At 67.5% G+C, this 22516-nt stretch carries 22 protein-coding genes; 10 read left to right on the plus strand and 12 right to left on the minus strand.

Annotation, left to right across the window (positions count from 1 at the left end; genetic code table 11):
- On the plus strand, window positions 1-373 hold a 373-nt coding region (locus F3J15_RS26455; protein ID WP_166894945.1), incomplete at its 5' end, for a CPBP family intramembrane glutamic endopeptidase.
- A gap of 20 nt (window positions 374-393) precedes the next feature.
- Here the strand turns inward: F3J15_RS26455 and F3J15_RS26460 are convergent.
- The 5 genes from F3J15_RS26460 to F3J15_RS26480 all read right to left on the minus strand — a co-directional run bounded on the left by F3J15_RS26460 (window position 394) and on the right by F3J15_RS26480 (window position 6160).
- On the minus strand, window positions 394-1374 hold the full coding sequence (locus tag F3J15_RS26460; RefSeq protein ID WP_166894947.1) for an aldo/keto reductase: 981 nt from the start codon (window positions 1372-1374) through the stop codon (window positions 394-396).
- Window positions 1375-1561: 187 nt separating this feature from the next.
- Window positions 1562-2233: a MarC family protein gene (locus F3J15_RS26465; protein ID WP_069251769.1), complete on the minus strand. Its 672-nt coding sequence runs from the start codon at window positions 2231-2233 to the stop codon at window positions 1562-1564.
- 149 nt (window positions 2234-2382) lie between these two features.
- Window positions 2383-3183 (minus strand): enoyl-CoA hydratase-related protein, encoded by an 801-nt coding sequence (locus F3J15_RS26470; RefSeq protein WP_166894949.1) that lies wholly within the window; start codon window positions 3181-3183, stop codon window positions 2383-2385.
- A 38-nt stretch (window positions 3184-3221) separates the two neighbouring features.
- Window positions 3222-4544, minus strand: coding sequence for a phenylacetate--CoA ligase PaaK (gene paaK / locus F3J15_RS26475; protein ID WP_069251771.1), 1323 nt, complete (start codon window positions 4542-4544; stop codon window positions 3222-3224).
- Between the two features lie 59 nt (window positions 4545-4603).
- Entirely contained in the window at window positions 4604-6160 is a 1557-nt protein-coding gene (locus F3J15_RS26480; RefSeq protein WP_166894951.1) for a 3-hydroxyacyl-CoA dehydrogenase, read from the minus strand.
- A gap of 164 nt (window positions 6161-6324) precedes the next feature.
- On the opposite strand from F3J15_RS26480, the gene F3J15_RS26485 reads away from it, so the two are divergent.
- Both F3J15_RS26485 and F3J15_RS26490 read left to right on the plus strand, forming a co-directional pair.
- Window positions 6325-6645, plus strand: a complete 321-nt coding sequence (locus F3J15_RS26485; RefSeq protein WP_166894953.1) for a hypothetical protein — start codon at window positions 6325-6327, stop codon at window positions 6643-6645.
- A gap of 66 nt (window positions 6646-6711) precedes the next feature.
- Entirely contained in the window at window positions 6712-7800 is a 1089-nt protein-coding gene (locus tag F3J15_RS26490) for an ionic transporter y4hA (RefSeq protein WP_069251773.1), read from the plus strand.
- Between the two features lie 94 nt (window positions 7801-7894).
- Here F3J15_RS26490 and F3J15_RS26495 read toward each other — a convergent pair whose 3' ends face one another.
- The 4 genes from F3J15_RS26495 to F3J15_RS38150 all read right to left on the minus strand — a co-directional run bounded on the left by F3J15_RS26495 (window position 7895) and on the right by F3J15_RS38150 (window position 11518).
- Window positions 7895-9028, minus strand: coding sequence for a transporter substrate-binding domain-containing protein (locus F3J15_RS26495; protein WP_166894955.1), 1134 nt, complete (start codon window positions 9026-9028; stop codon window positions 7895-7897).
- Window positions 9029-9048: 20 nt separating this feature from the next.
- Window positions 9049-9822, minus strand: coding sequence for a hypothetical protein (locus tag F3J15_RS26500; protein WP_046548017.1), 774 nt, complete (start codon window positions 9820-9822; stop codon window positions 9049-9051).
- A 672-nt stretch (window positions 9823-10494) separates the two neighbouring features.
- Window positions 10495-11397: a LysR substrate-binding domain-containing protein gene (locus F3J15_RS26505; RefSeq protein ID WP_166894957.1), complete on the minus strand. Its 903-nt coding sequence runs from the start codon at window positions 11395-11397 to the stop codon at window positions 10495-10497.
- Complete coding sequence (locus F3J15_RS38150; RefSeq protein WP_275691239.1) at window positions 11390-11518, minus strand: hypothetical protein; 129 nt, start codon at window positions 11516-11518, stop codon at window positions 11390-11392. Before F3J15_RS38150 ends, F3J15_RS26505 begins: the two co-directional genes overlap by 8 nt.
- Here F3J15_RS38150 and F3J15_RS26510 point away from each other — a divergent pair.
- Both F3J15_RS26510 and F3J15_RS26515 read left to right on the plus strand, forming a co-directional pair.
- On the plus strand, window positions 11511-12449 hold the full coding sequence (locus tag F3J15_RS26510) for a 2-hydroxyacid dehydrogenase (protein ID WP_166894959.1): 939 nt from the start codon (window positions 11511-11513) through the stop codon (window positions 12447-12449). The two genes, F3J15_RS38150 and F3J15_RS26510, sit on opposite strands and share 8 nt — an antisense overlap.
- Before the next feature lie 73 nt (window positions 12450-12522).
- Window positions 12523-13887, plus strand: a complete 1365-nt coding sequence (locus F3J15_RS26515) for an MFS transporter (protein ID WP_166894961.1) — start codon at window positions 12523-12525, stop codon at window positions 13885-13887.
- A gap of 49 nt (window positions 13888-13936) precedes the next feature.
- On the opposite strand, the gene F3J15_RS26520 is transcribed toward F3J15_RS26515, so the two are convergent.
- Complete coding sequence (locus F3J15_RS26520; protein WP_166894963.1) at window positions 13937-14905, minus strand: LysR family transcriptional regulator; 969 nt, start codon at window positions 14903-14905, stop codon at window positions 13937-13939.
- Window positions 14906-15268: 363 nt separating this feature from the next.
- On the opposite strand from F3J15_RS26520, the gene F3J15_RS26525 reads away from it, so the two are divergent.
- The 4 genes from F3J15_RS26525 (at window position 15269) to F3J15_RS26540 (ending at window position 19607) form a co-directional block, all read left to right on the plus strand.
- Window positions 15269-16444 carry an HPP family protein gene (locus tag F3J15_RS26525; protein WP_166894965.1) on the plus strand — a complete coding sequence of 392 codons (1176 nt, stop codon included), beginning with the start codon at window positions 15269-15271 and terminating at the stop codon, window positions 16442-16444.
- A 131-nt stretch (window positions 16445-16575) separates the two neighbouring features.
- The gene (locus F3J15_RS26530; RefSeq protein ID WP_069251779.1) at window positions 16576-16989 is read left to right on the plus strand and encodes a helix-turn-helix domain-containing protein; all 414 of its coding nucleotides are present in this window, start codon (window positions 16576-16578) and stop codon (window positions 16987-16989) included.
- A gap of 20 nt (window positions 16990-17009) precedes the next feature.
- Entirely contained in the window at window positions 17010-18797 is a 1788-nt protein-coding gene (locus F3J15_RS26535) for a chloride channel protein (protein WP_166894967.1), read from the plus strand.
- A 474-nt stretch (window positions 18798-19271) separates the two neighbouring features.
- Window positions 19272-19607 (plus strand): hypothetical protein, encoded by a 336-nt coding sequence (locus F3J15_RS26540; RefSeq protein WP_021162025.1) that lies wholly within the window; start codon window positions 19272-19274, stop codon window positions 19605-19607.
- A gap of 90 nt (window positions 19608-19697) precedes the next feature.
- Here the strand turns inward: F3J15_RS26540 and F3J15_RS26545 are convergent, their stop codons facing one another.
- Together F3J15_RS26545 and F3J15_RS26550 are read right to left on the minus strand one after the other, a co-directional pair.
- Window positions 19698-20018, minus strand: coding sequence for a pyrimidine/purine nucleoside phosphorylase (locus F3J15_RS26545; protein WP_006478890.1), 321 nt, complete (start codon window positions 20016-20018; stop codon window positions 19698-19700).
- A gap of 209 nt (window positions 20019-20227) precedes the next feature.
- Window positions 20228-21130 (minus strand): LysR substrate-binding domain-containing protein, encoded by a 903-nt coding sequence (locus F3J15_RS26550; RefSeq protein WP_046548027.1) that lies wholly within the window; start codon window positions 21128-21130, stop codon window positions 20228-20230.
- Between the two features lie 183 nt (window positions 21131-21313).
- Between F3J15_RS26550 and F3J15_RS26555 the strand changes: the two genes are divergently transcribed.
- Window positions 21314-22498, plus strand: a complete 1185-nt coding sequence (locus tag F3J15_RS26555; RefSeq protein WP_166894969.1) for a M20 aminoacylase family protein — start codon at window positions 21314-21316, stop codon at window positions 22496-22498.
- The last annotated feature ends 18 nt before the right edge of the window (window positions 22499-22516 follow it).

Here is a 22516-nt window from a genome sequence, read left to right on the forward strand (position 1 = left end):
GCTCGCGTTCGGGATGGTCGGCTGGGCACCCAAATGGCCGCCGTCGGGGTGGCTGTGGCTCGTGAACAACCTGCTGATCGTGACACTCGCCGAGGAAGCGCTGTTCCGCGGCTACGTGCAAGGCGGACTGACCCGCGCGCTGCGCGCGTTCGCATGGGGGCCGTGGGCCGCGCTTGCGATCGGCGCGGTGCTGTTCGGCGCCGCGCATGCGGCCGGCGGCTGGCAATGGATCGTGCTCGGCACGGTGGCCGGCGTGGGCTACGGCCTCGCCTGGCGGCGCGGCGGGCTGCTCGCGTCCGCGCTCGCGCATGCGGGGTTGAACGTCGTCCACTTCGGCCTGTTCACCTACCCGATGCTCGACGCCGCGCGCTGACGGCCGCGCGGCGCCGCCGCTCAGTTGATCCCGGCGACCGCGTGCGGCACGTACGGGCGTTCGAGCGTGGCGATCTCGTCGTCGGTCAGTTTCAGTTCGAGCGCGGCCAGTGCATCGTCCAGCTGCTGCGGCTTCGAAATGCCGACGATCGGCGCGGTGACCCCGCGCTTCTGCGCGACCCAGGCGAGTGCGACCTGCGCACGCGGCACGTTGCGGGCGGCCGCGATCGTCGCAACGGCATCGACGACCGCCTTGTCCGACTCCGCCGTCGCATCGTAAAGCCGCTGGCCGACCGCGTCGCTCTGCTGCCGCTCGGTCGACTCGTCCCAGTTGCGCGTCAGGCGGCCGCGCGCGAGCGGGCTCCACGGAATCACCGCGATCCCTTCGTCTTCGCACAGCGGCAGCATTTCCCGTTCTTCTTCCCGATACAGCAGGTTCAGGTGGTTCTGCATGCTGACGAAGCGGGTCCAGCCGTGCTGCTTCGACGTGTGCAACGCCTTCGCGAATTGCCACGCGAACATCGACGACGCGCCGATATAGCGCGCCTTGCCGGCCTTCACGACGTCGTGCAGCGCCTCGAGCGTCTCCTCGAGCGGCGTGCCGTCGTCCCAGCGGTGAATCTGGTAGAGATCGACATAGTCGGTGCCGAGCCGTTTCAGGCTCTGGTCGATGTCGGTCATGATCGCCTTGCGCGACAGCCCCGCGCCGTTCGGCCCGGGCCGCATCCGGTAGAACACCTTGGTCGCGATCACGATGTCGTCGCGTTTTGCGAAATCGCGCAGCGCACGGCCGACGATCTCCTCCGACGTGCCGTCGGAATACATGTTCGCGGTATCGAAGAAATTGATGCCGGCTTCGACCGCCCGCTGGATGATCGGACGGCTCTGCGCTTCCGGCAGCGTCCACGGATGCGTGCCGCGTAACGGTTCGCCGAACGTCATGCAACCCAGCACCAGCTTGGACACTTCCAGTCCTGTCGATCCGAATTTCACGTATTCCATTGCACGCCTCGCCATTGAAGTTGAGCTGACGGCCGGATGCGCGCCGCGCATCCGCCGGACCGTCGCATGGTATCCCGGGCGGCAAAAATGCGTGCGGCGTCGCCGCAAGGTGCGAAGGAAGTGCTCGCGAGCGCGAGGGCGCGCGCGGCGTCGGCTGCGCGGGGCGTGCGCAGCGGCGCCGGCCGCTTTACTTGACCTGGTCGGCGATCGGCTGCAGGAACGCGGAAAAGCCGGTCAGCATGATCTGCACGCCGATGCACAGCAGCAGGAACGCCGACACGCGCTTCGCGACCTTGGTGCCTTCGCTGCCGAGGTAGCGCGACAGCAGCGCGGAGCGGCTGTAGACCTGCCAGATCACGATCGCAACCAGCACGGAGACGGCGATCGACACGATGCTCGACAGCGCGAACTCCGACAGCTTGTGCGTGCGGTTCGCGTTCAGCGCGATCGCGGTCGCGATCGAGCCGGGGCCGACCGTCAGCGGCATGGTCAGCGGGAAGAATGCGCGCGTCATGATCGCGTTCGCGTCGATCGGCTTGACCGGTGTGTCGCCGCCGCCCGGCCCGTCGGGCTCGTTCAGCATCTGCCAACCGGCCACCGCAACCGCGAAGCCGCCGCCGATCCGCAGCGCTTCCATCGAGATCCCGAAGAAATGCAACACCGGCGTGCCGGCGAAGAACGCGACCATCAGCACGACGAACGCGTTGAACGCGACCTTCCTCGCGAGCAGATCGCGTTCTTGCTCGGTGAGCGCCTCGGTCCGTTCGAGAAACAGGAACGCGATGCCGATCGGGTTGATGATGCCGATCAGGCCGGTGAAGCCGAACAGGATCTCGGAGATAAGGCGGTTGACGATCATCGGATGAAGAATCGGTCGGGGCTGGGCCGGCAGCGCGCCGGAGGTCACGCATTGTAGAGCAAGCGCCCGCGGCCGAGCCGCAAAATTCGGCCGGGCCCGCCGTGCCGTCGATCATCGCCGTTTCCCCCTGGTTTCCCCGTGGTTGCCCCTTACTCGGCGCCCGCCTCCCAGGCCGGCGGCCGCTTCGCGAAGAACGCGGCGAAGCCTTCCTTCGCTTCCGGCGTCGCACGCACGCGGGAGATCGTCTGCGCGGTGAACGCCGCGCGCGCATCCGACGGCGGATACTCGCCGATCCCATCGAAGAAGCGCTTGATCTCCATCAGCGCGTTCGGACCGTTGCGGCCGAGTTCGGCGAGTGTCTTGTCGAGTGCTTCGTCGAGCGCATCGAGCGGCACGGCCTGATGGATCAGCCCGATCGCGACCGCTTCGCCGGCAGAGAGCTGGGTCGCCGTCAGCGCGAGGCGGCGCGCCTGGCGCTGGCCGACCGCCTCGACCAGATACGGGCCGATCACGGCCGGCAGGATCCCGAAGCGTGCCTCGCTGACCGAGAAGCGCGCGTGATCGCTCGCGATCACGACGTCGCACGCCGCGCACAGGCCGACGCCGCCACCGAACGCATGGCCCTGCACGCGCGCCACCGTCGGCTTCGGGCATTGCCGGATCGCGCGCATCATCGCGGCGAACCGCTCCGCATCGCGCAGGTTCGCGGCCGCGTCGTTCGCGCTCGCGCGCTGCATCCACTGCAGGTCGGCGCCCGCGCAGAACGCGCGGCCATCCGAGCGGAGCACGATCGCGCGCACGTCGTCACGCCGGCCGAGCGTGGTGAACGCGTCGGTCAGTTCGGCGATCATCGTCTCGTCGAACGCGTTGAGCACGTCGCCGCGCTGCAGCGCGACGGTTGCGACGCCGCGCGCATCGACCGTGACGGCCAGGGTCTTCAATCCATCCATCGAACAGGTTTCCTCGGGTTGAACGGCAAACAGGGGAATCAGGCCGCCTGGCGGCGGTCGATCACGCGCCGGGCCTTGCCGGTCGCGGTCGAGGGAATGCCGCCCGCGGCCAGCACGGTCACGCCGGACGACACGCCGACCATCGTCTTGATCCGGTGCTGCAGCTCGCGGGCGAGCGCCGCGCGATCGCTTTCGGTGACGGACGCAGCCGTTTCGGAGCGCAGTTCGACCGCGAGGTCGAGGCGGTCCATGTGACCGTCGCGCGACAGCGTGATCTGGAACTGGCCCGACAACTGCGGCAGCGCGACGACGATCTCCTCGATCTGGCTCGGGAACACGTTCACGCCGCGCACGATCAGCATGTCGTCGGAGCGGCCCGTGATCTTCGCGAGCCGGCGCATCGCGCGCGCGGTCGGCGGCAGCAGCGCGGTGAGGTCGCGCGTGCGGTAGCGGATCACCGGCATCGCCTCCTTCGTCAGCGACGTGAACACCAGCTCGCCCTGGCTGCCGTCGGGCAGCACTTCGCCCGTGACCGGGTCGATGATTTCCGGGTAGAAATGGTCTTCCCAGATCACCGGGCCGTCCTTCGTCTCGACGCATTCGCACGCGACGCCCGGGCCCATCACTTCCGACAGCCCGTAGATGTCGAGCGCGTCGATGCCCACGCGCGTCTCGACTTCCTCGCGCAGCGCCTGCGTCCACGGCTCGGCGCCGAAGATGCCGATCTTCAGCGACGATTCGGCCGGGTCCATCCCCTGCCGCACCATCTCGTCGATCAGATTCAGCATGTACGACGGCGTGACGAGGATGATCTTCGGCTCGAAATCGCGGATCAGCTGCACCTGCTTCTCGGTCTGCCCGCCCGACATCGGCACGACCATGCAGCCGAGCCGTTCCGCGCCGTAGTGAATCCCGAGGCCGCCCGTAAAGAGCCCATAGCCGAATGCGTTGTGCAGCGTGTCGCCCGGGCGGCCGCCGGCCGCGCGGATCGAGCGCGCGGTCACGTTCGCCCACGTGTCGATGTCACGCGCGGTGTAGCCGACCACCGTCGGCTTGCCCGTCGTGCCGCTCGATGCATGCACGCGCACGACCTGCTCGCGCGGCACCGCGAACAGCCCGAACGGATAGTTGTCGCGCAAGTCGTTCTTGGTCGAGAACGGGAATTTCGCGAGATCGGCGAGCGACTTCAGGTCGTCCGGATGCACGCCCGCCGCATCGAACGTGCGGCGATAGTGCGGGACGTTGTCGTATGCGTGGCGCAGCGACCACTTGAGGCGCTCGAGCTGCAGCGCCTGCAGTTCGTCGCGGCTGGCGGTCTCGATCGGCTCGAGGGCGGCGGCGGGATGCGTCGGGTGAGTCATCGGGGTGCTCCTCCAATGGAGTGATGTCGTTATCGTGTTCGAGGTAACGGGGGCGACGGCTACGACCGGAACGTGCGGCCGGCCGCATGCAGCGCGGCGATGCGCGGCGACACGCGATAGCGGTCCTCGCCGTAGCTCGCCGCCAGGTTCGACAGCACGCGATGCACGCGGCCGATGCCGATCGCATCGGCCCACGCGAGCGGGCCGCACGGGTAGTTCACGCCCTTCTCCATCGCGAGATCGAGATCGGCGGGCGAGCACATGCCCTGGTTCACCGTATCGGCCGCCTCGTTCGCGAGCATCGCGACGGTGCGCATCGCGACCATGCCCGGCACGTCCGCGACGCCGACGACGCGAAACCCCGCCTGCTGGAACAGGCCCACCGCATCCGCATAGGCCGCATCGCTGCACTGGAGCGCGCGCGTCAGTGCAACGAGCCCGGCCTGCGCGTAATCGCGCGCAAGGTCGACCAGCACGAGATCGGCGACACCCGTCTGCGCGGCGCGCACGGTCGCGGTACGGCCGTCGGTCAGCGCGATCGAAGCGCGGCCGGCCTTTGCGAGCAGGTCGTCGGCATGCGCGCCGGACTGCCGGGCGCCCGGAATGCGTTCGGCGAAGCGCGCATGCAGCGCGGCGGCCGGGCCGTCCTGCGCAAACAGCGCGACGTCGGCCGGCGCGTCGCGCGATGCTTCGAGATCCGGGGCGGGCGGCGTCGCGCCGTCCGCATACGAATAGAAGCCACGCCCCGACTTGCGTCCGAGGAAGCCCGCGTTCACGAGTTCCTGCTGGATCAGCGACGGCGTGTAGCGCGGATCGTTGAAATACGCGCGGAACACCGATTCGGTCACCGCGAAGTTCACGTCGTGGCCGATCAGGTCCATCAGCTCGAACGGCCCCATCCGGAAGCCGCCGGCCTCGCGCATCACCGCGTCGATCGATGCCGGCGCGCCGCCCTGCTCGTTCAGCACGCGCAGCGCCTCCGCGTAATACGGCCGCGCGACGCGGTTCACGATGAAGCCGGGCGTCGATTTCGCCATCACGGGCTGCTTGCCCCAAGCGGCGGCGGTCTCAACCAGTACCTGCGCGACCTCGGGCGCGGTCGCGAGCCCGCTGACCACCTCGACGAGCGCCATCAGCGGCGCCGGGTTGAAGAAATGCAGGCCGGCGACGCGCTGCGGCACGCGCAGCCCGGCTGCGATCGACGTGATCGAGATCGACGACGTATTGGTCGCCAGCAGGCACGCGTCGTCGACATGGCGCTCGAGCGTCGCGAAGATCTCGCGCTTCACGTCGAGCCGCTCGGCCGCCGCCTCGACGATCAGCGCGGCGCCCGCGAAGTCGGCCAGTTCGTGCACCGCGCGAATCCGGGCGCCGGCCGCGTCAGCCTGCTCCGGTTCGAGCCGGCCCTTCTCCGCGAGGCGCGCGAACTGTGCGCGGATGCCGGCCAGCGCCTTGTCGCAGGCTGCTTCGTTCAGGTCGTACAGCAGCACCGTATGGCCGGCCGCCGCCGCGACCTGCGCAATGCCCGCGCCCATCGCGCCGGCGCCGATCACGCCGACGACGGCCGACGGCGCCAGCGCGCCCGAGTTCACCGAATGTGCAGAAGAAACAGCCATCGCTTGCGATCCGTCATGAAGTGGAGGTGCGAGCGATTATAAACCGACCGGTCGGTAGATTTATGTCAGGGCGAGCCCGAATTTGTCGTGCAAGAGATCGTTACGGAAACGGCAAAGACAAAAAAATCGAAAGGTCGGGGCACTTTTTGTAAACCGAAAGGTCAATGAAAGAGTTCGAATATGAGATAGTGACCCCCGAACGCCTGATAAAATTCGACAAATCGCCGGATTTCAGGGGGAAACCGCGTGACATGTCGCCACCGCCGTCCATCGCCGGCCGCCCTTCCGGGGTCGGAACCGACCCGCCGGCCCGTGCGTCGTCACACGTGCTCGCCTCGTCGTTCGCGGCCGGCCGCATCGAATCGTTTCATCTCGCGACGGGCTCCGGCCCGCCCGCGCCCCTCGCCGCCTCAGGGCGGCGAACCCAGGGCAGCACCGTTGCGTGCCGCCCACCTTCGGTTTCATCATCCTCGTTCGGCGGATAGTACGGCCGGGCTTCGTCAACCCGTGACGGCGCGTCGCGCGCCGCCACTCGCATAAGGAAACCCTCCATGCCGCTCTCGTCCAACCAGCTCCCGCGCTGGACCCTCGTGGCCCCGCTTGCCGCCTGGCTGGTCCTCGCGCTGTCGCGCGTCGTACCGGCCGAAGGCCTCGTCATCGCGGTGTTCGCCGCCGCCCTCGCCGGCGCCGTGTTCGCCGCCGTCCACCATGCCGAAGTCGTTGCGCACCGCGTCGGCGAACCGTTCGGCACGCTCGTGCTCGCGGTCGCCGTGACCGTCATCGAAGTCGCGCTGATCGTGTCGGTGATGCTCGGCGCGGGCCCGGAGAAATCGGGCCTCGCCCGCGACACCGTGTTCGCCGCCGTGATGATCATCTGCAACGGCATCGTCGGTATCTGCCTGCTCGTCGGCGCGTGGAAGCACGGCGAACAGGACTTCCAGGGCCGTGGCGCCAGCAAGGCGCTCGCGGTGCTGGCGTCGCTGTCGGTGCTGTCGCTCGTGATGCCGAACTACCTGAACGCCGCGCCGGGCCCGTTCTTCTCGAAATCGCAACTCGCGTTCGCCGGCGTGTCGTCGCTCGTGCTGTACGGCGCCTTCGTGTTCGTGCAGACCGTGCGTCACCGCGACTACTTCCTCGCCGCGCACGACAGCGCGAACGAAGCCGTTCACGCGGCGGCGCCGAGCAACCGCACCGCCGTGATCAGCATGCTGCTGCTGTTCGCGAGCCTCGTCGCGGTCGTGCTGCTCGCGAAGCTGCTGTCGCCGGCCGTCGAGCACGCCGTGATGCAGCTCGGTGCGCCCGAGGCCGCGGTCGGTATCGTGATCGCCGCGCTCGTGCTGCTGCCGGAAGGGCTCGCGGCCGTCACCGCCGCGCGTGCGAATCGCCTGCAGACCAGCATGAACCTCGCGCTCGGTTCGGCGCTCGCGAGTATCGGGCTGACGATCCCAACCGTCGCGGCCGTGTTCATCTGGGTCGGCCAGCCGCTCACGCTGGGCATCGGCCCGATGGAAACCGTGCTGCTGGCGCTCACCCTGCTGGTCAGCACGCTGACGCTCAGCCAGGGGCGCACGACGGTGCTGCACGGCGTCGTGCACCTGTCGCTGTTCGCTGCTTACCTGTTCCTGTCGATTACGCACTGACGCAGAAAAGCGCGCGGCCCGGCGGATCCTCTCCGCCGGGCCGCGCGCCGTCCTTCACGTCCCTTCAGCTTCCTTCGTTCACGTCGCGCCGCCGTTACCGCACCGGAATCACCAGATGCTGGCCCGCCAGGATCAGGTTCGGGTTGGCGAGGTTGTTGCGACGTTGAATCTCGCGATAGCGCTGGCCGCTGCCGAGCTTGCTCGCGGCGATCAGGTTCAGCGTGTCGCCCGCCTTCACCACGTACGTGTGCTCGCCCGACGCGGCCGCGGTCGTCACCGCCTGGTCGCTGACGAAGTACTTGCGCAGCAAGTCGAGATACTGCGGCGACTGCTTGAGCTTCGCGATCGCGGCGTTCAGGTAGATCAGCAGATCCTGGTCGTCGGCGCGCACGCCTATCTTGTACGCGATGTTCGAGCCGTCGAGCTTGGTCACCGCGAACTTCAGGTCGGTGTTCTTGATCGAGCTGACCGCGAACGGATAGTCGTAGATGAACGCGTCGACCGTATGGCCGTCGATGCTCTTCGCGATGAAGGCCGGATCGGAATCGTCGACCTCGACGAACTTCACGTTCGGGTACTGGCGCGTGACGAACGCACGCACGTCCGGGTCACCCTTCAGGATGCCGACCGTCTTGCCCGCGAGATCGTCGGTCGAGCGGATCGCGGAGCCCTGCCGCACGATCAGCGAGTAGCCGAAATCGTCGACGTACGGCACCGAATAGACGACGCCCGACGGTGTGTTGTCCGGGAACGTCAGCCCGTCCATCGCCACGTCGACCACGTGGTTCCCCTTCGCGTCCGTATCGAGGAGTTGCTTCGGGACGCCCGGGTACGTATCGACCTCGTGACGCGTATCGACGACGACCGGCTTGCCGCCGTGCGAGAACGACGGATCCGCGAACAGCAGCCGCGCGAATTCGACGTTGAAGCCGTGTGGCGTGCCCTTGTCCTCGCCGAAGAACGGTTCGCTCGGGTTCTGCACGGAGATCCGCACGATGCCGTTTTCTGCAATCGATTTCAGCGCGCTGGCCTGCGGCGTGAAGCCGGCCGGCAGCACGTTGGACGACGGCGACGTCTGCGTGGACGGGCCGCTGTCGCCACCTTGCGCGGACGTCGAGGCCGGGGCCGCGTCATGCGCGGGAATCAGCGTCGACAGGCCGCCCTGATGCACGATCCATACGCCGACGAGCACGATCAGAAATGCGATGGCGCCAAGCAATTTTTTCATGGTTGCGAGCCTGCAGGAAGTTATTGTTGTTTCGACGGCAGTTGCGCGGGGGTCGTCGCATCGAGCCCGGGCGCGTGCGGCGCGTTCATCACCGCCTGCTGCTGTGCCTGCTTGACCTCGGGGTTATCCATCAGCGACGTCTCCATTTCGGAGAACGCCTTGTTGACCGAGCGCATCACCGAATCCACGGCCACGTCGGTCTTGATCTGTTCGAACGTGTCGGACGCCTGCCGGCCCGCGAGCTTGTTCATCTGCTGCGCGGCCTGCGACATGTCCCACATCGCCTTCGCACGATCGATCGCCGATGCGAAGTTCTTCAGTTCGGCCTGCACCTGCTTGTAACGCCCCTCGCGAAACGAGAGCAGCTGCTTCATCGTGTCGAGCTGCTGCCGGAAGCGCGGCGCATCGTCCGGATACTGCTTCTCGAACAGCTCCGTCTTGTTCTCGAAGTTCTTCACCTCGGTGCGGAACGCCGTGATGCTGTCCGCGAACTTCTGGGCCGCCTGGCGCTTTTCCGCGAGCTGGTTGATCAGCGTCTCGATCGGATTGGCCTGCGCCTCCTGGACGATCATCTTCACCTTCTGGTTCGCGAACTTCATCGCGACGACCGGCGCGAAATAGATCGCGCCGAGGCCGATGACGCCCGCCGTGACGAGCGCGATCACCCCCTTCAGGATGAACAACGCCGCCGGTGCCGCGATCGCGACGCCGGCGATGATGATCGCCCACTTGATCAGCTTGACCTTGCCACTCCCCGAACTGCCGTTTGCTTCTTCATTCGAAAGCTGCGACATGAGTTTTTCTCCTTGAACCTCGAACCGAACTGCTTGCGTTTGCCTTTTTCAGGCTCAATCGAAATGCTTCGGACTCCGGTGCCGCCGGGCAGTCGGGCAAGCCGGCGGCGCAATACAAGGATGGGCGCGACGGACGTCACGAGACGCCGGTGTAGGCGCCGTTCAGGATGCGGTGATGAGGAACGGCAGACGGCGCTGCGATGCGGCGCGCCAGACGGGCGCCGTTCATCGTCGCGGCTCGCGCGCGGACGGGAAAGTGTACCGATGCACGGTACGAAACGGGATGACGGATACGTGACGCGACGGGCGTCGGGGGAAGCGTGGTTCCGGCGGGCCGACAAACGCGGGGCCGGTATTCCGGTACGAGTGCGTAAAGGCTCATCGTTGTTCTTCTGCGTATCGCGGGTGCGGGAACCGCGCGGCCGGCGCGTCCCGCTCCAAATGCACGGACGTATCCTGCGCCGACCGGCATGCAGCGTCAAGCAGTTGTCGCAGTGCAGCGAAGCACCGCGTTCCTCCGTTGGAACACCGGCAGCGAACGAGCTTTCAACACGGTAAGGATTCGCAGGACTGCGACCTGTCGCGCTCGGTCAGGATTGCTTGGCATCGCTTGCGCAAGCTTCCGAATTGAAAGCTTGTCACATCGCACGTACGTATTCCGGGCGTATGCCGTTACGCACCGCCGTGCTCCTGCGCGAGAAACCGCTCGACCATCGCGTTGAACACCGGCAGCGCCGGATTGTCGTTGTCCGCGCGCCATGCGAGATACAGTTCGGCCGCCACGTCGGCGCCCGCCAGCGGCCGGAACACCACGCCGTCGACATGCAGTTCGCGCGCCGACGCCGGCACGAGCGCGGCGCCGAGCCCCGCGCGCACGAGGCCGAGGATCGTATGCGTCTGCCCGACGTAATGCAGGTAGTTCGGCAGCCGTCCCGCGTTCGCGAACAGGCCCGAGATCAGGTCGTGGAAGTACTTCCCCTCGTTCGGCGAATACGCGATGAACGGTTGCCGGTCGAGATCGTCGGGGCCGATGCGCTCGCACGCGGCAAGCGGCGCGCCCTCCGCGACCGCGACCAGCATCGGCTCGCGCTGCACGAGCCGGTATTCGAGCGGCTGGCACGCGGCACGCTGGCGCACGAAGCCCGCGTCGAGCATCCGCGACGCCAGCGCATCGATCTGCACGGTCGACACCATCTCGCGCAATTCGATGTCCACGTCCGGCAGCGCGTGCGCGGCATGCGCGAGCAGCATCGGGATCATCCGGTATGCGCTGACCGCCGTGAAGCCGAGCGTGATACGGCCGGCGCCGCCATGTGCCACGCGCTGCGCGGCCTGCTCGGCCCGTGCGGAGAATTCGAGGATGTGCCGCGCGTCGCGCAGAAACCGCTCGCCGGCCGCGGTCAGGCTGACCTGCCGGCTGCTGCGTTCGAGCAGCGCGATGCCGAGCGCATGCTCGAGCAGCTGGATCTGCCGGCTGAGCGGCGGCTGGGTCATGAAGAGCCGCCGCGCCGCGCGACCGAAATGCAGTTCCTCGGCGACCGCGACGAAGCAGCGAAGCTGGTGCAGTTCAATCATCCAATTCTTGAATCAATCGATAGTCTTTTGATGTTAGACGCATATCGATGCGATTTCTATACTCGGTTGCACCTGATGCGCTGCCCGCGCCGCGCACGACGACCGAGACCTTCATGACCATCGACATCCTCCTCACCCAGCCGCTCCCCGACACCATCGACGCCGAACTGTCCGCCCGTTACGCGGTGCACCGGCTGTATGCGGCCGAGCAGCCGGACGCACTGCTCGATCGCGTGGCCGCACGCATTCGCGGTGTCGTGACCGGCGGCGCGAACGGCCTGTCCGCCGCGCTGATGGACCGGCTGCCCGCGCTCGAGATCGTCGCGATCAGCGGCATCGGCACCGACGCCGTCGATCTCGACCGCGCGCGGGCACGCGGCATCCACGTGACGACGACGCCCGACGTGCTGACCGACGACGTCGCCGACATGGCGATGGGGCTGATCCTGATGACGCTGCGCGATCTCGGTGCCGGCGAGCGCATCGTGCGTGCCGGCCGCTGGGGCAAGACGGCCCAGCCGCTCGCGACGCAGGTGACCGGCAAGCGGCTCGGCATCGTCGGGCTGGGCCGCGTCGGCCGCGCGATCGCGCAGCGCGCGCAGGCGTTCCGGATGCCGGTCAGCTACTTCGGCCCGCGCGAGCATCGCAACAGCGGCTATCGCTTCGTGCCCGACCTCGCCGCGCTCGCGCGCGACAGCGAGGTACTCGTGATCGCGGCATCGGCCGATCACGGCAACGTACTCGTGACCGCCGACGTGCTCGCCGCGCTCGGCCCCAAGGGATTCCTGATCAATGTTGCGCGCGGCAAGCTGGTCGACGAAGCCGCGCTCATTCGCGCGCTCGCCGACGGCACGATCGCCGGCGCCGGCCTCGACGTATTCGCGAACGAACCGCAGGTGCCGGCCGAGTTGCTCGAGCTCGACCGCGTCGTCGTGCAGCCGCACCGTGCGAGCGCGACCCGCGAAACGCGCGAAGAGATGGGCCGGATCGTGCTCGCCAACCTCGCCGCGTGCTTCGCGGGCCAGCGCCCGCCGACCAGCGTCACGCGCTGATCACCGCGCACCGCACGGCTGCCCCTCGTTACAACACCGGATGCCTCCGCTCGACGGAGGCCAGGAGACACGCATGCCCAACCGATCCAGCGGCGCCGCCCTTGCCGCGTCACCCGCCGCCTCACGCACGATCGGCCGCGTCCGCTATGCGGTCCTCGCGCTGATTTTCGCGGTCACCGTCATCAATTATGCGGATCGCGCGACGATGTCGATCGCCGGCACCGGCGTCGCGCACGACCTCGGGCTGACGCCCGTGCAGCTCGGCATCGTCTTTTCCGCGTTCGCGTGGGCCTACGCGATCGGCCAGATCCCGGGCGGCTGGCTGCTCGACCGCTTCGGCGCACGGCGCGTGTACGGCCTGAGCCTGCTGCTGTGGTCGGTCTTTACGATGCTGCAGGGCACGGTCGGCTGGCTCGCCGTGCAAGGCGCGTCCGCCACGCTCGCGCTGTTCGTCATGCGCTTCATGCTCGGCCTCGTCGAATCGCCGGCGTTTCCGGCCAACTCGAGAATCGTCGCGTGCTGGTTCCCGACCGCCGAACGCGGCACGGCATCGGCCCTGTTCAATTCGGCGCAGTACATGGCCGTCGTGCTGTTCACGCCCGCGATGGCGTGGCTCACGCATGCGCTCGGCTGGGAGCACGTGTTCCTGTGGATGGGGATGCTCGGCGTCGCGCTCGCCGCGCTGTGGTTCGCGTGGTATCGCGAGCCGCACGGCCACCCGCGCGTGAGCGACGCGGAGCGCGACTACCTGCGCGCGCACGGCGCGCTCGTCGATCTCGAAGCGAACCGCGTGCGCCATCGGCCGCGCGTGTCGTGGCATGACGTGTCGCAACTGTTCCGCCACCGGAACCTGTGGGCGATCTACGTCGGCCAGTACTGCATCACGGCGCTCACCTACTTCTTCATCACGTGGTTCCCGATCTACCTGATCAAGGGGCGCGGGATGACGATCATGGAGGCCGGCTGGGTCGCCGCGCTGCCGGCGATCTGCGGCTTCACGGGCGGCGTGCTCGGCGGCGTGCTGTCGGACTGGCTGATCCGGCGCGGCATGCATCCGTCGAAGGCGCGCAAGACGCCGTTCGTCGTAGGGATGGCGATGGCGACGCTGCTCGTGCTTGCGAACGGCGCATCGTCGAACGCGGTCGTGATCGCGCTGATGACGATCGCGTTCTTCGGCAAGGGGCTCGCGGCAGTCGGCTGGGCCGTACTCGCCGATACGGCGCCGGAAGGGATGGTCGGCCTGAGCGGCGGCGTGTTCAACGGCCTCGGCAACATCGCCGGGATCGTCACGCCGCTCGTGATCGGCTATTTCGTCGCCCGCACCGGCTCGTTCGCCGGCGCATTGTGGTTCGTCGCCGCGCACGGGCTGCTCGGCATTGCCGCGTACGGATGGCTCGCGGGCCGCTTCGAGCGGATTCGGATCGCGCCGCGCGCATGAACCGCGCCGCGGCCCGTGCGGTTCGCGCGGCGCACGGCCGCGCTGATCGTCACGCGCGCTTGCGGCCGCCCGACGTCAGTTCGGTCGTCAGCCGGTCGAGTTCGCGCAGGTCGTTCTCCAGCGCGGGCGTGAGCGTCGTGCGCAGGTGGTCGAGGAACGTGCGGATCTTCGCGTCGAGATAGCGGCGCGTCGCGTAGACGGCATACACGCTCACCGTCTGCAGCCGGTACTCGGGCAGCACGCGGATCAGCCGCCCTTCGCGGATGTCGTCGAGCACCGTATACAGCGCGACGCACGCGATCCCGCGCCCGGCGCGCACCGCGACGCACAGCGCGTCCGGCACGTTGACCTGGAACGGCGCGGGCTGCAGCTCATAGACGGCCTCCTCGCCATCGCTGCGCTCGAGCCGCCATTCGCCGGCCGGCGATGCCGGCGTATCGAGGCGCAGGCACACGTGGTTCGGCAATTCGTCGGGCGACTGCGGCGTGCCGTGGCGCGCCAGATATTCTCGCGATGCGACGAGTACGCTGCAGCTCGTGCCGCAGGTCTGCGCGACATAGCCCGAATCGGGCAGTTGCGACGCCGTCACGATCGATACGTCATAGCCCTCCTCGACGAGATTCGGCATCCGCTGCGCGAGCGTCAGCTCGACCGACACGTCGGGGTTGTCCTCCTGGTAGCGGACGATCGACGACACGACATGACTCTGCCCGAGCCCCGTCATCGCATGGATGCGCATCTTGCCGCTCGGCCGCAGCAATGCATTGCGCGCCTCCGCGTTCGCGTAGTCGATTTCCGCGAGGATCGATTTCGCGCGCTCGAAATAGCGTTCGCCGCTTTCGGTGAGGCCGAGGTGGCGCGTCGTGCGATGCAGCAGCCGCGTCTGTACGTGCGCTTCGAGATTCGATACCGCGCGCGACACCTGCGCGGTGGTCGCGTCGATTTCCTTCGCGACCGCAGTAAAACTGCCGGCTTCGACAACGCGCACGAACAGGCGCATGTTTTCGAGCATGTCCATTGAATTGGCTTGGGGAGAGTCAGTGGGGAGGCGTCGGCGGCGCTCGCGTCAGGTGGGGAACGGAACGCAGCCGCGAACCACGTCGAATCGATCACCGTGCCGGGAGAAAGGCGGGAGAGCGGGCATCGCGTACGGGGTTCTGGCATGACGGGGGATTCAGTGGCCCGAATTGTACGCCGCTGCAGACAAATTTGCGCGATTGCCCGGCCCGCAAACTTTCATTCCGTGAAAGGTTTTTGCAAGCAATGCGCGTCGCGCGCGGGCAACGGCTTGATGCAGCGCGACAATTTGTATCACAACACGATATAATTCGCGGCTCGTCGCTGCGCGCATCCGCGCCGTCACTTTTACCGCTTACCGTCCATGTCGTCAGGCACTCCGTCGTCGCGCCGCACGTTGCGGCAATGGCTGCACAGCTTCATTCCCCACCCGATGTCGCTGGGCTGGCGCGAGCGCCTGCGCTCGTGCATGGGCGCGCTCGTCGGCATCGCGACGGTTGGCGCGACGATGCGGCTGCTGCCCGGCGTGCCGGGCCTCGTGCCGCTGCTCGTCGCGCCGATGGGCGCGTCGGCCGTGCTGCTGTTCGCGGTCCCGGCGAGCCCGCTTGCGCAACCGTGGTCGATCATCGGCGGCAATCTCGTCGCGGCGACGGTCGGTGTCGCGTGCGCGCAATGGATCGCCGATCCGATCACGGCCGCCGCGGTCGCGATCGCGTGCGCGATCGGCGGCATGTTCGTGCTGCGCTGCGTGCACCCGCCGTCGGGCGCCGTCGCGCTCACGGCCGTGGTCGGCGGCCCGGCGATCCATTCGCTCGGGTTCAGCTTCGTGCTGGAGCCGATCGCGCTGCAATCGGTGATCCTGCTGTCGGCCGCGCTCGCCTATCACGCGCTGACCGGGCACCGCTACCCGCATGGCGGCGTGCGCCCCGAAGCGAAACCGCAGGCAGGCGGCGCCGCACCGGCGCGCGGCGGCTTCGCGCGCAGCGACCTCGATGCGGTGCTGAAGCGCCGCGGCGAATGGCTCGACGTCGATCCGGACGATCTCGAAGCGCTGCTGCGCGAAACCGAGATGCAAGCCTATACGCGCACGTTCGGCCAGCTCTCGTGCGCCGACCTGATGACGAAGAATGCGATCGAAGTCGCGCCGTCGACGTCGGTGACGGCCGCGCTCGCGCTGCTCGACCGCCATCTTGTGAAAGCGCTGCCGGTCGTCGACGGCGAAGGCCGCCTGACCGGCATCGTCACGCGCGCCGACCTCACGCGCCAACTGCGCCGTCCGACCCCGCTGTGGCACCGCCTGTCGGCGCGGCTGCCGCAATCGTTCGGCGGCCAGCCGGCGAACGTCGCCACCGTGATGACGCGCGACGTCGCGTGCGTGCCGGAAACGATGCCGATCACCGCGCTCGTCCCGCTGTTTACGCATTCTGGCCACCACCATATTCCGGTCGTCGATGCATCGCGCCGGCTCGTCGGGATCATTACCCAGACGGATCTCGTCACGGGCCTCTATCGGCAAACGCAAATGCGCGAGGCCGCGTAACGCATGCGGCGCACGTAACGCCATGTAACGGCTAGTGCAGCGCGGAGTGCGTTCTTCTCGCCAAATTTCGGCCACTTATATCATGTTGTGATATATTTTACGCCACCGAAACTGACTGTCCGACCGCCCCGATGAACGATACCCGACGCGCGCTGGCGAAAAGCGATTTCCAGCAACTCTCCGAGTTTCGCTACCAGATGCGCCGCTTCGAGCGCTTCTCCGAACGCGCCGCGCAAAGCGAAGGCGTGACGCCGCTGCAATACCTGCTGCTGCTGCACATCAAGGGCTATCCGCATCGCGAATGGGCGACCATCGGCGAACTCGCGGAACGCCTGCAGGCGCAGCATCACGGCGTCGTCGCGCTGGTCACGCGCTGCGAAGCGCTCGGCCTCGTGAAGCGCAAGACGAGCGAAGCGGACCGCCGGCAGGTCGAGGTCCACCTCGAGCAAGCCGGCGAAACGCTGCTCGCGCGTCTCGCGGCCATGCATCGCGCCGAGTTGAAGTCGCTCAAGGACACGTTCCAGGTTCCCCAGATCGATTACTGACCCCTGCTCTTTTCACGCCGATGAACGCACCACACAAACGCGATTTCGCGACCAACGACCGCCTGCCCAGGATCGCGTTGCTCGCCGCCGGGATCGGCCTGCTCAGCACGCTGGCCGCATTCGTGCTGTTGAGCCTGATCCACCTGTTCACGAACCTGTTCTTCTACCAGCAGTTCTCGTTCGCCGACCGCTCGCCGGCGAACAACGCGCTGGGCGCATGGGTAATCGTCGTGCCGTTGATCGGCGGGCTGATCGTGGGGTTGATGGCGCGCTTCGGTTCGGAAAAGATCCGCGGCCACGGCATTCCCGAAGCGATCGAGGCGATCCTGTTCGGCAAGAGCCGCATGTCGCCGAAGGTTGCGATCCTCAAGCCGCTGTCGTCCGGCGTCGTGATCGGCAGCGGCGGCCCATTCGGCGCCGAAGGCCCGATCATCATGACGGGTGGCGCGCTCGGCTCGCTGATCGCGCAGTGCGTGCACGTCACGGCCGCCGAGCGCAAGACGCTGCTCGTCGCCGGTGCGGCCGCCGGCATGACGGCCGTGTTCGGCACGCCCGTCGCCGCCGTGCTGCTCGCGGTCGAACTGCTGCTGTTCGAATGGCGTCCGCGCAGTTTCCTGCCGGTCGCGCTCGCCTGCGCGGTGGCCGGTTTCGCCCGCGCCGTGTTCTTCGGCGTCGATCCGCTGTTTCCGCTGACCACCGCCGCACCGACGCCCGTCGCGCTGCTGTCGTGCATCGTCGCGGGCCTGCTGTCGGGCATGCTCGCGTGCGGCCTGTCGGCAGCGCTGTATCGTGTGGAGGACACCTTCGCAAAGCTGCCGGTGCACTGGATGTGGTGGCCCGCGCTCGGCGCGATCGTAATCGGCATCGGCGGCTGGCTCGAGCCGCGCGCGCTCGGCGTCGGCTACGACGTGATCGGCGACCTGCTGCATCAGCACATCGCGTTGAAGATCGCGCTCGCGCTGTTGATCGTGAAGGCCGTGATGTGGGTGATCGCGCTCGGCTCGGGCACGTCGGGCGGCGTGCTCGCCCCGCTGCTGATGCTCGGCGCCGGTCTCGGCACCGTGTTGTCGCCGATGCTGCCGGGCGGCGACCCGGCGTTGTGGCCGCTCGTCTGCATGGCCGCGACGCTCGGCGCGACGCTTGGCGCCCCGCTGACCGCGATCGTGTTCGCATTCGGCCTCACGCACGACGCGAATGCACTGCTGCCGCTGCTCGCGGCGACGCTCGTCGCCCACGGTTTCGCGACCATCGTGATGAAGCGCTCGATCATGACGGAAAAGATCGCACGTCGCGGCTATCACATCTATCGCGAATACGGCGTCGATCCGCTCGAGCGGCACGACATCGGCGAAGTGATGACGTCGGCCGACCTGCTCGTCGCGATCGACGGCGCAGCGACGCTCGATGCCGTCGAGTCGCAGTACTTCGGCGCGAAGCAGACACACCGTGCGTACCCGGTCGTGCAGAACGGCCGCCTGCTCGGCCTTGTCGATCGCGCGACGCTGGATGCGCAGCGCGCACAGGCCGCGGCCGACACGCCGATCGCGGACGCATTCGCCAACCGCGCGCCTGCGGTCGCGCAGGCGCACGAAACGTGCCGCGTCGTCGCGTCGCGACTCGCGATGCTCGGCCTCGAACGCCTGCCCGTCGTCGCCGACGAGCAATCGATGCGCATCACGGGCATCGTGTCGCGCAGCGACCTGATCAAGCCCGCACTCCAGCACTTCGACGACGAACAGAAGCGCGAGCGCTTCCGCCCGATCGTCCCGGCCAACCTGCGCGACATCGGCACGCGCAAGGCCGGCTGACCCACCGCGCGGCGCGGCACTCTCGCCGCACACGACCCGCTCGCATCACCGCTTCCGCTCGATGCGGCACGCCCTTGCGTGCCGCATCGCACCTGCCGATTCTCGTGTTTAAAGTTGGTTAACAATTCGACTGACGAAAGTTTGTCATCATGGTGCTCATGCGACGGGGCCATCAATCAGCCATTCCACTTCGCGATCAAATAAAGAGTAGCGGCACGGCATGCACACGCATGCCGATCGCCGCGACCGGCACCACACGACCGGGCAGCGCGCCGACCACGCAGCGCATGACGTCGTGCCGCACACGATGCATGCCGTGCCGCAGCAAAGTGCACAGCATCGGAGCCGCCGTTTGGCAAGCGCGTTAACATCTTGTTTCGGAATAGCCGGAACCGTGCTCGCCCGATGCGATCTCACTGTTACGCAGTCCTGCTGCGCATCCCACTCAATCAATCACGACTCGAGGGAGATAACGTGAACGCGAAATACTTACCGCTCATCGCATTGACCGTGGCATTTTCTGCTCATGCAGCCGATTCTGCCCTGCAAAACGTGGGACAAAGCCAGAAACCCGCCGACCAGGTCGCGCAGTGCATCGCCAAGACCTGGGCCGACAAATCACAGCAACAAGTGACGTCGCAGTATGAACTCGCGAACGGCCTCGCCATGGCCGTGTATGCGCCGGGCCAGCAGCCGCCGAATGGCGCCGCGGCCGTCGTGCGCCCGGCCAACGCCGCCAATGCGAAGACCTGGGTGGGTTTCCGCGGTGGCGATGCATCGTCGGCCGGCGACATCAACGCCTGCCTGTAACGAGAACAGGCGCTTCGGATGGCCTTGCGCCATCCGCTTGCGACAAGCCCCGCTTCGGCGGGGCTTTTCTTTTTGCAGCGCGGCTGCGTGTTACAGGTAGCTGCAGACGTAATCAAGCGTCTCGAGCACTTCGATGTCGAAGCGGCTCTTGCCCGGCACCGAGAACGATTCGCCCGCGCCGTAGGTCTGCCATTCGCTGCTGCCGTCGAGCTTCACGCGGCACTTGCCGGCCTGCACTTCCATCAATTCGGGGGCGTCCGTGCCGAAATTGAGCGCGCACGGCAGAATCACGCCGAGCGTCTTGCGCGTGCCGTCCGGGAAGAGCACGGTATGCGACACGCACTTGCCGTCGAAATAGACGTTCGCGCGCTTGACGACCGATACGTTGTCGAATTGGGTTGCACTGGTCATGAAATGCCTCTGATTGCTGGATGCCGGATGGCGATGTTGTTGGAGGCCGGCCGAAGCGGCGGGCCGGCCGCTATGATACCGGCTCGCGCGGCATGCGCCCGAATGGCGTGCCCGCGGCGCAAGCCACGTGCCCGCCGGATGACGGCAATGCCGCACGGCCAATCGTCAGGATAACGATGCATTGAAGATCGCCAGCCGCGGGCGACGGTTCACCGCAGCCCCTTGCGCCGCGCGGAATCACGCAGGCAGTCGAGCAACATCGCCGCTGCCGGTGTCAGCGGGCTGTCGCGGCGCGTGATGACCTGCACCGAGACGCCCGGCAAGCGCTCGCGGATCGGCAGCACCGCGAGCTGGTCGCGTGCCCACTCGGCCTGCAACAATTGCTCGGGCATCGACGCGATCAGGTCGCATTCCATCATCAAACTGCGCGCGAGCCCGAAGCTCGGGCATTCGACGACGCGCGCCGGCACCGGCAGCCCGTAGGCGACGAACGAATTGAACAGCACCTGCGTCGAGCTTTCCGGCGACGGGTTCATCAGCCAGTCGGCTTCGACGAGATCGGCGAGCGACGTGGCCGATGCGAGCGGATGCCCCTTGCGCGCGACGATCAGCGACCGGCTCGCATAGAGCTCGGCGTGATCGAATTCGGCCGCCAGCAGTTCGGGCACGACAACGGCCACCGCAAAATCGAGCGAGCCGTCGTGCAGGCGTGGCAGCGCGACGCCCGGAAACCCTTCGATCAGGTTGACGCGCGCCACCGGGAAGCGGCGCCGGAATGCGCGAAACGCGTCGGGCAGGATCGTCACCGCGGCGGCCGGCGTGATCGCCGCCGCGACCGAGCCCGTCATCGCGCCCTGCGCCTGCTCGATGTCGTCGCGGGCGCGCTGCATTTCGGCGACGATCAGCCGCGCGCGCACCTGCAACTGCTGGCCGAACGCGGTGAGCTGCACGCCGCGTGCGGTGCGCACGACGAGCGATACGCCGAGCGCGATCTCCAGCTCCTTGACCGCCTTGGTCAGCGCCGCCGGCGACACGTTCAGGCGCCGCGCGGCCGCGCGAATGCTCCCCTCTTCCGCGACGGTGACGAACGCTTTCAGCTGATGGTATTTCATGGCGGCGACGCGAGATCCGTGGAAACCCTGTGCTGCGCGGTATAAGCCGGCTCAGGGTATTCCCGAGCGGCAACCGGTGGTGAGCACCAAAGCAATTTATCAGCTTCTGGTACACAAAAGAAATTTATATGCTTGCTCGTCATAGGTGCGTCAAACGCCCCCACCTGCCCCACAGGAGACACCATGCTGCAAGCCGTGAACCCCGTCATCCCCGGTATCGCCGCGATCGCACCCGAGCTGGTCGAAGTGCGCCGCCGCATCCACGCTCACCCCGAGCTCGCATTCGAGGAAACGCTCACGAGCGATCTCGTCGCCGAGCTGCTCACCAGTTGGGGTTATGACGTGCATCGCGGCATCGGCAAGACGGGGGTGGTCGGCGTGCTGCGCGAAGGGCAAGGCACGCGCACGGTCGGGCTGCGCGCCGACATGGACGCGCTGCCGCTCGCGGAAACCACGGGCCTGCCGTACGCGAGCCGCCACGCGAACAAGATGCATGCGTGCGGCCACGACGGCCACACCGCGATGCTGCTGTGCGCGGCGCGCCACCTCGCAGCCACGCGCCAGTTCTCCGGCACGCTGAACCTGATCTTCCAGCCGGCCGAGGAAAACTTCGGCGGCGCGAAGGCGATGATGGACGACGGCCTGTTCGACCGCTTCCCGTGCGATGCGATCTTCGCAATCCACAACATGCCGGGCCGCGCGGCCGGCGACATGGCCTTCCGCACCGGCGCCGCGATGGCGTCGGCCGACCGCGTGACGATCACGCTGCGCGGGGTCGGCGGCCACGGCGCGATGCCGCATTTCGCGCGCGATCCGATGTCGGCCGCGGGCAGCATCATGGTCGCGCTGCAGACGATCGTCGCACGCGAGGTCGACGCGCAGCATGCGGCCGTGATCACGGTCGGCAGCGTGCAGGCCGGCGAGACGTTCAACATCATTCCCGAAACCGTCACGATGAAGCTGTCGGTGCGCGCGCTGAACGCCGACGTGCGCGCGCTGCTCGCGCGCCGCATCGAAGCGCTCGCGAAAGGCCAGGCGGAAAGCTTCGGCGTCACGGCGGAAGTCGACTACGACTACGGCTACCCGGTGCTCGTCAATCACGCGGAACCGACCGCGTTCGCGGCCGACATCGCGCGCCAGATGCTCGGCGCCGAACGCGTCGAAACCGACGCCGCGCCGTTGATGGGCAGCGAGGATTTCGCGTTCATGCTCGAAGCGCGCCCCGGCTGCTACGCGTTCATCGGCAACGGGATCGGCAGCAAGGGCGGCTGCATGGTGCACAACCCCGGCTACGACTTCAACGACGACATCCTCGCGATCGGCGCGAGCTACTGGGTTCGCATCGCCGAAGCCTGGCTCGCGGCCTGACGGCCCTTCTTCCCATCG

The sequence above is a fragment of the Burkholderia sp. Ap-955 genome (genome assembly GCF_011753045.1).
Taxonomy (GTDB): domain Bacteria; phylum Pseudomonadota; class Gammaproteobacteria; order Burkholderiales; family Burkholderiaceae; genus Burkholderia; species Burkholderia lata_D.

What these genes read in the sequence shown, in the direction of transcription:
- F3J15_RS26495 (WP_166894955.1), bottom strand. Translation starts at nt 9,028, where the DNA reads ATGAAAAAATTGCTTGGCGCCATCGCATTTCTGATCGTGCTCGTCGGC.
- F3J15_RS26460 (WP_166894947.1), bottom strand. Translation starts at nt 1,374, where the DNA reads ATGGAATACGTGAAATTCGGATCGACAGGACTGGAAGTGTCCAAGCTG.
- F3J15_RS26555 (WP_166894969.1), top strand. Translation starts at nt 21,314, where the DNA reads ATGCTGCAAGCCGTGAACCCCGTCATCCCCGGTATCGCCGCGATCGCA.
- F3J15_RS26530 (WP_069251779.1), top strand. Translation starts at nt 16,576, where the DNA reads ATGAACGATACCCGACGCGCGCTGGCGAAAAGCGATTTCCAGCAACTC.
- F3J15_RS26465 (WP_069251769.1), bottom strand. Translation starts at nt 2,233, where the DNA reads ATGATCGTCAACCGCCTTATCTCCGAGATCCTGTTCGGCTTCACCGGC.
- F3J15_RS26490 (WP_069251773.1), top strand. Translation starts at nt 6,712, where the DNA reads ATGCCGCTCTCGTCCAACCAGCTCCCGCGCTGGACCCTCGTGGCCCCG.
- F3J15_RS26515 (WP_166894961.1), top strand. Translation starts at nt 12,523, where the DNA reads ATGCCCAACCGATCCAGCGGCGCCGCCCTTGCCGCGTCACCCGCCGCC.
- F3J15_RS26505 (WP_166894957.1), bottom strand. Translation starts at nt 11,397, where the DNA reads ATGATTGAACTGCACCAGCTTCGCTGCTTCGTCGCGGTCGCCGAGGAA.
- F3J15_RS26470 (WP_166894949.1), bottom strand. Translation starts at nt 3,183, where the DNA reads ATGGATGGATTGAAGACCCTGGCCGTCACGGTCGATGCGCGCGGCGTC.
- F3J15_RS26545 (WP_006478890.1), bottom strand. Translation starts at nt 20,018, where the DNA reads ATGACCAGTGCAACCCAATTCGACAACGTATCGGTCGTCAAGCGCGCG.
- F3J15_RS26510 (WP_166894959.1), top strand. Translation starts at nt 11,511, where the DNA reads ATGACCATCGACATCCTCCTCACCCAGCCGCTCCCCGACACCATCGAC.
- F3J15_RS26520 (WP_166894963.1), bottom strand. Translation starts at nt 14,905, where the DNA reads ATGGACATGCTCGAAAACATGCGCCTGTTCGTGCGCGTTGTCGAAGCC.
- F3J15_RS26485 (WP_166894953.1), top strand. Translation starts at nt 6,325, where the DNA reads ATGAAAGAGTTCGAATATGAGATAGTGACCCCCGAACGCCTGATAAAA.
- F3J15_RS26480 (WP_166894951.1), bottom strand. Translation starts at nt 6,160, where the DNA reads ATGGCTGTTTCTTCTGCACATTCGGTGAACTCGGGCGCGCTGGCGCCG.
- F3J15_RS26500 (WP_046548017.1), bottom strand. Translation starts at nt 9,822, where the DNA reads ATGTCGCAGCTTTCGAATGAAGAAGCAAACGGCAGTTCGGGGAGTGGC.
- F3J15_RS26525 (WP_166894965.1), top strand. Translation starts at nt 15,269, where the DNA reads ATGTCGTCAGGCACTCCGTCGTCGCGCCGCACGTTGCGGCAATGGCTG.
- F3J15_RS26535 (WP_166894967.1), top strand. Translation starts at nt 17,010, where the DNA reads ATGAACGCACCACACAAACGCGATTTCGCGACCAACGACCGCCTGCCC.
- paaK (WP_069251771.1), bottom strand. Translation starts at nt 4,544, where the DNA reads ATGACTCACCCGACGCATCCCGCCGCCGCCCTCGAGCCGATCGAGACC.
- F3J15_RS26550 (WP_046548027.1), bottom strand. Translation starts at nt 21,130, where the DNA reads ATGAAATACCATCAGCTGAAAGCGTTCGTCACCGTCGCGGAAGAGGGG.
- F3J15_RS38150 (WP_275691239.1), bottom strand. Translation starts at nt 11,518, where the DNA reads ATGGTCATGAAGGTCTCGGTCGTCGTGCGCGGCGCGGGCAGCGCATCA.